The organism is Rhodobacter viridis (assembly GCF_003217355.1).
GTDB classification, from domain to species: Bacteria; Pseudomonadota; Alphaproteobacteria; order Rhodobacterales; family Rhodobacteraceae; genus Rhodobacter; species Rhodobacter viridis.
In genome coordinates this window covers 49,584-60,733 of the sequence record NZ_QJTK01000011.1, presented here as the reverse complement: position 1 = coordinate 60,733, position 11,150 = coordinate 49,584, and the positions used below count along the sequence as shown (strand labels likewise).

The window sequence follows — 11,150 nt, the reverse complement described above, 5'->3', positions numbered from 1 at the left end:
CTTCGCCGCGAGCCGCCGCAACCAGATCATAGATAGCTTTCAAAATTGAGAGCCGCCCGGATTTGCGATCCTCTGACCCCGCCAGCCAGGAGGTCAGCCATGCAACGCCGCGCACAAGACATTTACACCCTTCCGCTCATGGATCTTCTGTTCCGGGCGCAAACCGTTCACCGCGAGAATTTCGACCCCAACCGCATCCAATGCGCGAAGCTTCTGTCGATCAAGACCGGCGGCTGCGCCGAGGATTGTTCCTATTGCGCGCAATCGGCCCGCAACGGCTCGAAGCTGTCCGCCTCGAAGCTGATGGAGGTGCAGAAGGTTCTGGCCGAGGCACAGAAGGCCAAGGCCTCGGGCGCCACCCGCTATTGCATGGGCGCGGCCTGGCGCTCGCCCAAGGAGCGCGACATGCCCACCGTTCTGGCGATGGTCGAGGGGGTCAAGGCGCTCGGGCTCGAGACCTGCATGACGCTTGGCATGCTCGACGACAGTCAGGTGGTCCAGTTGAAGACGGCGGGGCTGGATTACTACAACCACAACATCGACACTTCGGAAAGCTTCTACCCCTCGGTGATCTCGACCCACAGCTTTGCCGACCGGCTCGACACGCTCGATCGAGTCCGCGCGGCGGGGATCAATGTCTGCTCGGGCGGGATCGTCGGTCTGGGCGAGGCGGCCGAGGACCGGATCAGCATGATCCAGACGCTCGCCGATCTGCCCGAGCCGCCGCAATCGGTGCCGATCAACATGCTGATGCCGATGGCCGACACGCCCCTCGCCAATGTCGCGCCGCTCGATCCGATCGAGATGGTCCGCACCATCGCCACCGCCCGCATCCTGATGCCGAAATCCTATGTGCGGCTCTCGGCCGGGCGCAGCGCGATGTCGGATGAATTGCAGGCGATGTGCTTCTTTGCCGGGGCGAATTCGATCTTCGTCGGCGACACGCTCTTGACCGCCGAGAACCCCGATGACAGCGCCGATGCCCGGCTTTTCGCCAAGCTCGGCCTGCAGCCCGAGGCGCCGCGTCGCTGCGGGGATGCGGCGTGAGCCGGTATCCCCGCCATGCCGAGCGTCTTCTGTGCGCCGCCGAACGCGGCCGGGCGCGGGCGCTGATCTCGGCGCGGGGGCTCGATTTCGCCTCGAACGATTACCTTGGCCTGCGCGCCTCGGCGGATCTGGCGCAGGCGGTGACCGAGGCTCTGGCGCGCGGGGTCGCGGTGGGGGCGGGCGGATCGCGGCTTCTGCGCGGCAATGACCCGGAATTTGCCGCGCTCGAAGCGGAGGCCGCCGCCTTTTTCGGGGCCGAGGCCTGCCTTTACATGGGCGGCGGGTTTCAGGCCAATCAGGCGGTCTTTGCGACGCTGCCGATGGCGGGGGATCTGGTGCTGCATGACGCGCTGATCCATGCGAGCGCGCACGAGGGGATGCGTCTGGGCGCGGCCGAGCTGCGCCGCTTTCGCCACAATGACGTTGCGGATGCAGCCGGGCAGATCCATCTGTGGCGGGCTGCGGGCGGGCGCGGGCGGGTCTGGATCGCGCTTGAGACGCTTTATTCGATGGATGGCGATTTCGCCCCGGTCGAAGATTTCGCCGCCCTCGCGCGGCGCGAAGACGCGGTGCTGATCCTCGATGAAGCCCATGCCACCGGGCTTTATGGCCGCGACGGGCGCGGTCTGGCCCCCGACGCGGGCGATCTGGCGCTGATCGTCGTGCATACCTGCGGCAAGGCGCTGGGGGCGAGCGGCGCGCTGATCTGTGCCGATCGGGTGCTGATCGAAACGCTGGTGAACCGGGCGCGGCCCTTCATCTATGCCACGGCGCCCTCGCCCTTGATGGCGGCGGCGGTGCGGGCGGCCTTGCGCCTGTTGCCCGCGCGGCCCGAGCTGCGCGCCCATGCGGCGGCGCTGCGCGCGCAGGCGCAGCACCGCGCGGCCGAGATCGGGCTTGCCCCGGGCGAAAGCCAGATCCTGCCGTGGGTGCTTGGCGCCGACACGGCCGCGCTGAGCGCGGCCGCGCGGTTGCAGGCGGCGGGCTTCGATCTGCGCGCCATTCGTCCGCCGACCGTGCCGAAGGGCACGGCGCGGCTGCGCATCTCGCTGACGGGCGGGCTGCAAACCTCCGACATTGACGCGCTTTTCGACGCGATTTCAGACCTTTGGACCGAGTTCCTCCCATGACGACAGCCCTTGTGATCACCGGCACCGATACCGGCGTCGGCAAGACCGTCTTCAGCGCCGGCCTGACGCTGGCCTTGCAAGCGTGCTACTGGAAGCCCGTGCAGGCGGGGCTCGACGAAGAGACCGACCGCGAGACCGTGGCGCGGCTGACCGGTTGCCCCACCCTGCCCGAGGCTTATCGGCTGCGCACCCCGGCCTCGCCGCATCTGGCCGCGGCCCTCGACGGTGTCGAGATCGGGCCGATGCCCCTGCCCGATCTGCCCGGCTCGCTGGTGATCGAGGGGGCGGGCGGCGCGCTGGTGCCGCTCGCCGGGCGCAGGCTTTTCGCCGATCAGATGGCGGAGTGGCAGGCACCGGTGATCGTGGTGGCGCGCACGCGCCTTGGCACGATCAACCACAGCCTGCTGACAATCGAGGCGCTCCGCAGCCGCCGCGTGCCAATGCTGGGCGTCGCTTTCGTAGGCGCGGAGGTGCGCGACAGTCAGGACACGATCTGCCGCGTGGCCGATCTGCCCTCCTTGGGCCGCCTGCCGCCGCTCACTGCGCTGACCCGCCCAGCGCTGGCCGAGGCCTTCGGCGCCATCGACCTTGACACGATCCGGGGGGCGCTCTGATGGAGGATCTTGCCTTTGATGCCGCCCATGTCTGGCATCCCTACACCGCGCGCTTCACCCCCGCGCCGCAGCACAAGATCGTCGCGGCGAAGGGGATCTGGCTGACGCTTGCGGACGGGCGGCAGATGATCGACGCGATGTCGTCCTGGTGGTGCACCGCCTTCGGCCATGCGCCCGAGCCGCTGGTGACGGCGCTGCAGGATCAGGCCGCCACCCTGCCGCATGTGATGTTCGGCGGGCTGACGCATCGCCCGGCGATCGAGCTGACCCGGCGTCTCGTCGCCGCCCTGCCCGAGGGGCTGGATCAGGTGTTTTACTCCGACAGCGGCTCGGTCGCGGTCGAGGTCGCGGTGAAGATGGCAATTCAGGCGCAGCTGGCGCAGGGGCGGCGCGGGCGCACAAGTCTTGCCACGGCGCGCGGCGGCTATCACGGCGACACCTGGAAGGCGATGAGCCTGTGCGACCCGGAAAGCGGGATGCACAGCCATTTCGGCGCCGCCATCGCGCCACACCATTTCGTCGCCCGCCCGCCCATTGCCTATGGCGCGGCGTGGCCGAGCGACGACAGCCGGAACGGGCTGGCCGAGGTCGCAGCCCTTTTCGAGCGGCACGGCGATCAGATCGCCGCCTTCATAATTGAGCCCATCGTGCAGGGCGCCAGCGGCATGTATTTCTACCACCCCGCCTATCTGAGGGGGCTGCGCGCGCTCTGTGACCGCTTCGAGATCGCGCTCATCTTCGACGAGATCGCCACCGGCTTCAGCCGCACCGGCAGCGATTTCGCGATGCACAAGGCCGGGGTCGTGCCCGATATCCTGTGTCTGGGCAAGGCGCTGACCGGCGGGATGATGAGCCTTGCCGCGACGGTGGCAAGCCGCGATCTGGCCGCGCGCACGGGCGCCTTGATGCACGGGCCGACCTTCATGGCCAATCCGCTCGCCTGCGCGGTGGCCGTGGCCGCGCTGGATCTGTGGCAAAGCCGCGACTGGTCCGCCGAAGCCCGCCGGATCGAGGCGCAATTCACGCAAGAATTGGCCCCGGCGCGCGGCTTTGCAGGCGTGGCGGATGTCCGCGCGCTTGGCGGCATCGGCGTGATCGAGATGCGCGCGCCCTTGCCGATGGATGCGATCCACCGCTTTTGCGCCGAAACCGGCGTCTGGCTGCGCCCCTTCGGCCCGATGCTTTACGCCATGCCGCCGCTGACCATCGCGCCGGACGAGCTGAGCCGCGTCACCACCGCGATGTGCACGATCGCGCGGGGGCTCTGATGCGGGCGGAGTGGCTGCAGCGCCAAGGCAGCGATGATCTGATCCTTTTCTTTGCGGGTTGGGCGGTCGGGCTGGACCCGATCCGGCATCTGCAGGGGGCGGCGGATGTTCTGGCGCTGTCGGACTACCGCGACGAGATCCTGCCCGAGGCGCTTTGGGCGCCCTATCACCGCCGGATCGTCGTGGCCTATTCGATGGGCGTCGCCGTCGCCGCGCGTCATCTGCCGCGCCTGCGCGCAGACCGGGCGGTGGCGATCTGCGGCGCCCCCGATCCGCGCAGGGTGATCGGCCCGGCGATGTATGACGGCACGATCGCGGGGCTGAGCCCGCGCAGCCTTGCGCAATTTGCCCGCCGCGCCGGGTCACCGGTGCCGCCCGAGGCCGACCTTGCCGCGCTTGGTGCCGAACTTCAGGCGCTGGCCAGCCGCCCGGCCGCGCCCGCCCCGGCTTTCGCGCGCCTCCTTGCCGCGCGCGAAGATCGCATCTTCCCCCCCGCCGCGCTGGAATCCGCCTGGCCGGGGGCGCGGATCGACTGGCTCGACGGCGGCCACAGCCCCTTTGGCCGCTGGCAGGACTGGCAGGAGATCACCGGATGATCCCGCGCATCGCCACGGGCTTTGCCCGCCATCTGCAGAGCTACGACGGCGCCGCCTGCGCGCAGGCGCAGATCGCCGCGCGCCTGGCGGGCGAGATCGCGCCGCGTGTCGCCCGCGGCGCACGGGTGCTGGAACTTGGTCACGGCACCGGCTTTCTGACGCGCGCGCTGGCACAGCTCGAACCGGGGGAGGTCTGGCTCAATGACCTTGTCGCCCCCCTGCCCGCGCTCGGCTGGCCTGCGAGGGCCCGGGTGCAGGCGCTGCCCGGCGATGCGGCGGATCTGCGCTTTCCCGCGGGGCTTGATCTGATCGCCTCGGCCTCGATGCTGCAATGGCTTGCCGATCCCGCGGCGCTGTTGGAAAAAGCCGCCCGCGCGCTGCGCCCCGGCGGGCTTCTGGCGCTCAGCAGCTTCGGGCCGGGCAACTTCCCCGAACTGGCGGGGCTTGGCCTGCCGCCCGGCGCGCCCTCCTATCGCGATGCGGCGGGGCTTTGCGCCGATCTGCCCGCGGGGCTGCAACTCATCACCGCTTGGGACGAGAGCATCACGCTCGCCTTCCCCGACGCCCGGGCGCTGATGGAGCATCTGCGGGCGACGGGGGTGAACGGGTTGCGGGCGGGGCATCTGTCGGTGCCACAGCTGCGCCGCCTGATGCAGCAGATGAACCGGGCCGGTCCGACAACTTTGACCTATCGGCCGTCTTACTGTATTGCGCGCAGGTGCTGAGCGGCCCCGGCCGCCGATCGTCGCCTCAGGTTTCCGCCGCCATGACCGTTTCCCCCACCCCCCAGCTGATCGCCGACGAGATCGCGCGCCGCATCATCCGGGGCGAGTTGAGCGCAGGCGAGCGGCTGCGGCAGGATTATGTCGCGGCCGAATTCGGGGTGAGCCATGTTCCGGTGCGCGAGGCTTTGCTCAAGCTGGCCGCCCGCGGGCTGGTGGTGTCGCAGCACAACAAGGGCGTGCAGGTCGCGCCGCTTGACCCCTTGGCGCAGCGCGAGCTGAAGCTGATGCGGCTTGCGCTCGAGCCGCTGACCCTTCTGCATTCCGTCCCCCACCTGAGCCCCGCGCAGGTGCGCGAGGCCGACCGGCTGCGCGAGGCCTGCGATCAGGCGCCCGACATATACGAGTGGGAGGAAATGAACCGCGCCTTCCACATGAAGATCTACGAGGCCTGCGAAATGCCGCGGCTCCTGGAATCGGTCGAGAACATGCAAAACCTCGCCGCGCGCTACATCCTCGTGCATTACCGCGCGCGCTGGCGGCCAAGGATCGACACCGATCACCACGGCATCATGGCCGCGATCCGCCGCCGCGACCCGAAGGGTGCCGCCGCGATCCTTGAACGTCACCTGCAACGGCTGAACTGAGCCGGTTTCCGATCCGGCGCGGTTCAGCGCGCGGGCACCGGGCGCAAGCTGAGGAGAAGCCCGGCCAGCGCGGCGGTGACCGTCAGCCCGACCACGCCCGGCCAGCCCAGATGCTGCCAGAACCAGCCGCCAAGCGATCCGGTCAGGCTCGATCCGGCATAGTAGAACAGCAGATAAAGCGAGGAGGCATGGCCCTTGGCCCCCTCGGCCACGGCGCCGACCGCGCTTGAGACCACGGCATGGCCGATGAAGAACCCGGTGGTGACCAGCGCGACCCCCGATGCCATCGCGGCAAGCGAGGCGGGCAAGGTGGCAAGGCTGCCGATCAGGATCAGCCCGAAAGCGAGTTGCAGCAGTCGGCCGCGCCCGAACCGGTCGGCCAGACGTCCGGCCAGCGGCGAGGCGACGACGCCCAGACCGAAGGCCAGAAAGATCAGGCTCACCTGTCCCTGCGTCAGCCCGAAGGGCGGTGCCGAGAGCCGGAAGGTGGCATAATTGAACAGCGTCACGAAGACGCTCGTCAGGCAAAAGCCCATCGCATAAAGCCGTTGCAGCGCCGGGCGGCGCAGATGCCCGGCCCAGAGCCGCAGATGCCCGGCAAGCCCGATCCCGGCGCGCGGGGTGAAATGGCGCGAGGGCGGCAGCAGCAGCGCAAAGCCCAGCGCCGCCAGAAGACAGAGCCCGCCCAGCACCGCCATCGCGCCGCGCCAGTCGAGCAGCTCGGCCAGCCCGCCCATGCCGACCCGCCCCATCATCGCCCCGAAGGCGGTGCCGCCGATGTAAAGCCCCATCGCCCGGCCCAGATCGGCGGGGCGGATCTCCTCGGCAAGATAGGCCATCGCCACCGCGGGCACGCCGCCCATCGCCAGCCCCAGACCGAACCGCGCCGCAAGCAGCGCGTGCCAGTCGCCAAGCCGCGCCACCGCCAGCGTCAGCGCCGCGCCCGCAAACATCGACCCCGCCATCACCGCCTTGCGCCCAAGCCGCTGCGACAGCCCCGCCATCGCCATGATCGCCCCCGCCAGCGCCCCGGTCGTCAGCGACAGGGCAAGCGAGCTTTGCGCGGGCGAGACCTGAAATCCCTTTGAAAAGGCGGGCAGAAGCGGCTGCACGCAGTAGATCGCGGCGAAGCTCGCAAAGCCCGCAAGGAACAGCGCGAGCCGGATCCGGGCAAAGGGCGCGGTGCCGCGGGCAATCTGCGGCGCAACGGGGGCGGCGGTCATCTCGATCTCCTTTCGGCAGGGGATAGACCGCGGCCGCCCGGCAGTCCAATATATATCAAAGCCATTCTTCATAGGAAAAACAGATAGCATGGAGCTGCGCCACATCCGCTATTTCCTCGCCGTCGCCGAGGAGGGCAACTTCACCCGCGCGGCGGCGAAGCTGGGCATCGGCCAGCCGCCGCTGAGCCAGCAGATCCGCGATCTGGAAACCGAGATCGGCACGCGGCTGTTTCGACGCTTGCCGCAGGGGGCAGAGCTGACCGAGGCGGGCCGGGTGTTTCGTGCCGCCGTCGCCCCGCTGCCCGAGGCGGCGCAAGCGGCGATTGCCGCGGCCCGGGCGGCGGCGCGGGGCGAAACCGGCGTCTTGCGCCTTGGGCTGACCGGCACGGCGGCGCTCAATCCGGCGGTGCAGGGGCTGATCCGCGGCTTTCGGACCGAGCGTCCCGGCGTCACCCTGCATCTGATCGAGGCGAATTCGCTGCGCCTGCGCGAAGAGGTTCTGGCGGGCCATCTCGATCTGGCGATCTTGCGGCCGAGCCGCTCCGATCCGCCCGATCTGGTGACGCGACCGCTGCTTTCGGAACCGCTTGTCGCCGTGGTTTCGGCCGGGGGCGATCTGCCGGGCACGGGCCCGGTGTCGCTGCGCGATCTGGCAGGCACGCCGCTGATCCTGACCCCGCGCGAGATGGCGCTGAGCCTGCATGACGCCGCGATCGCGGCCTGTCGCGCCGCGGGGGTGGAGCCGCGCCTTGGCCCGGCCGCACCGCAGATCGCCACGATTCTGGCGCTGGTCGCCTCGGGGCTCGGGTTTTCGCTCGTCCCCGCCTCGGTCGAGAAACTGGCGCTGGAGGGGGTACGCTATCGCCACCTGCAGGCGCCGGTCCCGACGGTCTCGATCGCGCTCGCCAGCCGTTGCGGCGCCCTGCCCCCGGCGGCGGCGGCCTTTGCCGCCAGCGTGCCGCACGCGCCCGAGGCCGCGGCGCCCCTCGCGTAAGAGCACGTCAGGTCGGCGGCTTCCCTGGCACGAAACCGGGCCGCATCGCCCAAGCTTTCCCGCGCAGCCGCCGTGCCGGAGAGACCCCGGATCAGCGCCGCGCTTCGATCTGCGCGGGATGCAGCACCCCGGCCCAGGTCTCGCTCAACGCCCGGCCGCCGCGCTTGATCGTGGCGAGCAGATCGACCGTCTCGGTGCCGGGCGCGGTCTTCACGTCGAAGACGAGCCGCCAGCGATCGGTGCCGCGGATCGGATGCGCGAAGGGGTTGATGATCTCGACGCCGGGCGGCGCGGTGATCGCGGGCTGCACGGCATCGGCCTCGCCCAGACCTGCAAGTGCCGGGCCTTCGAAATCGAGCACCACCTTGATCTGATCCTTCGGCTGCGACTGGCCCGGATTGCCCCCCGCGCCGATGCGGCTGTCGACCACCTGCGCCAGATCGGTTTGCAGGGGCGCCTTGTCGACCCAGTGCAGGGTGTAGTCGAAGCGCAGCTCCTGTCCCGGCGGGGGCAGGGTCTCGGGGGTCCAGAAGGCGACGATATTGTCGTTCGTCTCGTCATGCGTCGGCAGTTCAACGAGCGTCACCGCCCCCCTGCCCCAATCCGAGGTCGGTTCGACCCAGACCGTGGGACGGCGGTCATACCAGACGCCATCATCCTGATAATGATCGAAGTTCCGGTCACGCTGCACAAGGCCGAAGCCCTTTGGCGCGGGCCCGGCAAAGCGCGTGGTGACGATCTTGCCCGGCACATCGAGCGCGCGCCAGATCGGCGTGCCCTCGACCGGAACGATCGAGAGGCCGTCGCTGTCATGCACCTCGGGGCGCCAGTCGAGCGATTGCAGCCGGTTCGTCTCGGAATACCAGAACATCGAGGTGAGCGGCGCGATGCCGAGCCGCGCCACCGGTTTGCGCAGGTAAAGACGGCTTTCGACCGCCATCACCTGCCCCTGCCCCGGGCGGTTCGTGATCACCATCCGCCAGACCCCGGCGAGGCTGCGCCCCTCGACCAGCGCGGTGACGATCGCCTGCCCCTCGGGCGCGTCTTCCAGATAGACCTCGGTGAACCGGGGGAATTCCTCGCCCGAGGGCAGGCCGGTATCGACGGCGATGGCCCTTGCCGAAAGGCCGAATTGGCCAAGCGCCCCCTCGGTGCGGAAGTAGGAGGCGCCCAGGAAGGAAATCCAGTCGCCCGAAAGGTCGGGGCGCAGGATGCGCAAGCCCGCAAAGCCCGCATCGGGCGAAAGATCATGCGCCGGGCTGTCCTTGGGCATGTCGAAAAGGTCGGGCGAATAGACGACTTCGCGCGCCGCGCCGTTCGTCACCGCGAACATCTTCACCGGCTGACGGAAATAGGTGCCCATGTGGAAGAACTGCACCGGCACGCCGTCCTGATGCAGGGTCTTGTCCTTGCGGTAGCGGAGTTTCCAATGCGCGTCGAAATCGATGCGGGCGAGCACCTCGGGCTGGCGCGGCGGGCTGGGCACATAGGGCGCGCGGGCGATCGCGGCGGCGCGGGCGGCAAGGGCGTCAAAGCTGAAGGGCGCGGGGGCGGCGAGGGTCGGACCTTCGGCGGGCATCTCGGCCCATGTCGCGGGGGCGATGGGGGCGAGCAGGGCAAGCGCAGCAGTGGCCGCGAAGAAAAGGGGGCGCAGGGTCACGGCAGGCTCCTTTGCTTCTGGCCGGGCGCCCACCGAAAGACAGGAAATCCTGCGCCGATCAAGGGGTTTTGCGCGGCCCCCAAAAGGCGGGCGCGTAGCTGAGGGCGAAAAGCGCGAAGGCAAGGCACCAGAGCGTGGCGGCGGCAACGGCGCCGGGGCCATAGGCCTCGGCGAAGGTCGCGGCGCTCCAGCGCGCAAGGGCGGCAAGCGGCAGCAGCGCATAGGCCAGCGCGACCGGACGCGGCGCGACAAGCGGGCGGCCGGTCTGGGCCAGCGGCGCGCGGCTCATCACGGCCAAGATCATGCCGCCGACGCCCGCGATCGCGCCGACATGCAGCGCGCCGATTTCCTCGCCCCAGCCAAAGGCCGCCGCCCCCTGTAAAAGCGCACCGATCCCGGTGCCAAGCATCGCCAGATGCAGCGCGGCAAGGAGCGGGTTCCGCACCACGGTGCGGCTGCGCCAGAACCCCATCCGCAGCAGCTGCACCGCCCCGAGCGCCAGCTGCGCCGCCCCGGTCAGCGTGTCGGAGAGCGCAAGACTGGCCGAGATCGCCGCCAGACAGGCCGCCGCAGTGGCGCCCCGATCCAGAACCGCGAATGTGCGCGGCAGCGCCTCGGTCCCCGCACCCGCGCGGGTCAGCGCGTTGCGGGTGAATTGCGGCGTGATCTTGCCGCCCAGCGCCACGATCAGCGCGACAAGCGCCGCAAGCCCGCCGCGCAGCCCCGCCGTTGCCTCGCCGCCGGGCAGACCCAGCCATTCAAGCAGCACCCGCGCCTCGGACAGGGTCATCAGCGCCAGCAACGCCAGATAAAGCCCCTCCTGCGAGGCGGGACGGCGGATCAGCTGCCGCGCCATCCGCTCGGTCAAAAGTGCAAGGAAGGCGAGCACCAGACCCGCGGCCAGGAGCGGCGGCACCCAGCCCCACAGCAGCACCGCGCCGCGGCCCACAGCCCAAAGCCCCGCCATCGCCGCGATGAAAAACCGCCCGGCGACCGGCTTTCCGGTCCAGTTCGGCGCCGCGGTCAGAAAGAACCCCGCCGTCGCCGCCATGCCGAAGCCGAAGATCAGCTCATGCGCGTGCCACTGGCTCGGCGCGAGCGCAGTCGGCAGGTCGACCCCGGCGCCGAACTGATTTTGCCACAGCCACCAGAGCCAGAGCGCCATCGCGCCCGTGGCCCAAAGCGCGGCCAGCAGGAAGAAGGCACGGAAGGATTCGGAGAAAAGGCGGGCAAGGGCGGTCATCGGCAG

General features: G+C 69.9%; 11 protein-coding genes. 8 read left to right on the top strand and 3 right to left on the bottom strand.

The genetic code is table 11. From position 1 onward, the window contains the following. Nucleotides 1-99: 99 nt before the first annotated feature. The 7 genes from bioB to C8J30_RS13555 are packed head-to-tail and all read left to right on the top strand — an operon-like array spanning nucleotide 100 to nucleotide 6,024. Nucleotides 100-1,047, top strand: a complete 948-nt coding sequence (bioB, locus tag C8J30_RS13585; protein ID WP_110806388.1) for a biotin synthase BioB — start codon at nucleotides 100-102, stop codon at nucleotides 1,045-1,047. Continuing rightward, the gene (locus C8J30_RS13580) at nucleotides 1,044-2,177 is read left to right on the top strand and encodes an aminotransferase class I/II-fold pyridoxal phosphate-dependent enzyme (protein ID WP_110806387.1); all 1,134 of its coding nucleotides are present in this window, start codon (nucleotides 1,044-1,046) and stop codon (nucleotides 2,175-2,177) included. The genes bioB and C8J30_RS13580 overlap by 4 nt, the downstream gene beginning before the upstream one ends. Continuing rightward, on the top strand, nucleotides 2,174-2,791 hold the full coding sequence (bioD, locus tag C8J30_RS13575) for a dethiobiotin synthase (protein WP_110806386.1): 618 nt from the start codon (nucleotides 2,174-2,176) through the stop codon (nucleotides 2,789-2,791). The genes C8J30_RS13580 and bioD overlap by 4 nt, the downstream gene beginning before the upstream one ends. Further along, a complete protein-coding gene (gene bioA / locus C8J30_RS13570; protein WP_110806385.1) occupies nucleotides 2,791-4,059 on the top strand; it encodes an adenosylmethionine--8-amino-7-oxononanoate transaminase in 1,269 nt (422 codons plus the stop codon). Before bioD ends, bioA begins: the two co-directional genes overlap by 1 nt. Then, nucleotides 4,059-4,655 (top strand): pimeloyl-ACP methyl esterase BioG family protein, encoded by a 597-nt coding sequence (locus C8J30_RS13565; RefSeq protein WP_110806438.1) that lies wholly within the window; start codon nucleotides 4,059-4,061, stop codon nucleotides 4,653-4,655. Before bioA ends, C8J30_RS13565 begins: the two co-directional genes overlap by 1 nt. Further along, entirely contained in the window at nucleotides 4,652-5,380 is a 729-nt protein-coding gene (locus tag C8J30_RS13560; RefSeq protein ID WP_110806384.1) for a methyltransferase domain-containing protein, read from the top strand. The genes C8J30_RS13565 and C8J30_RS13560 overlap by 4 nt, the downstream gene beginning before the upstream one ends. Nucleotides 5,381-5,421: 41 nt before the next feature. Next, complete coding sequence (locus C8J30_RS13555; RefSeq protein WP_110806383.1) at nucleotides 5,422-6,024, top strand: GntR family transcriptional regulator; 603 nt, start codon at nucleotides 5,422-5,424, stop codon at nucleotides 6,022-6,024. Between the two features lie 23 nt (nucleotides 6,025-6,047). Here the strand turns inward: C8J30_RS13555 and C8J30_RS13550 are convergent, their stop codons facing one another. After that, nucleotides 6,048-7,247, bottom strand: a complete 1,200-nt coding sequence (locus C8J30_RS13550) for an MFS transporter (protein ID WP_110806382.1) — start codon at nucleotides 7,245-7,247, stop codon at nucleotides 6,048-6,050. A gap of 88 nt (nucleotides 7,248-7,335) precedes the next feature. Here C8J30_RS13550 and C8J30_RS13545 point away from each other — a divergent pair, with 88 nt between their 5' ends. Further along, entirely contained in the window at nucleotides 7,336-8,241 is a 906-nt protein-coding gene (locus C8J30_RS13545; protein ID WP_110806381.1) for a LysR family transcriptional regulator, read from the top strand. Between the two features lie 91 nt (nucleotides 8,242-8,332). Here the strand turns inward: C8J30_RS13545 and C8J30_RS13540 are convergent, their stop codons facing one another. Both C8J30_RS13540 and C8J30_RS13535 read right to left on the bottom strand, forming a co-directional pair. Beyond that, on the bottom strand, nucleotides 8,333-9,901 hold the full coding sequence (locus C8J30_RS13540; protein WP_110806380.1) for a glucan biosynthesis protein: 1,569 nt from the start codon (nucleotides 9,899-9,901) through the stop codon (nucleotides 8,333-8,335). A gap of 58 nt (nucleotides 9,902-9,959) precedes the next feature. Further along, the gene (locus tag C8J30_RS13535; protein ID WP_110806379.1) at nucleotides 9,960-11,144 is read right to left on the bottom strand and encodes an NnrS family protein; all 1,185 of its coding nucleotides are present in this window, start codon (nucleotides 11,142-11,144) and stop codon (nucleotides 9,960-9,962) included. Nucleotides 11,145-11,150: the final 6 nt, after the last annotated feature.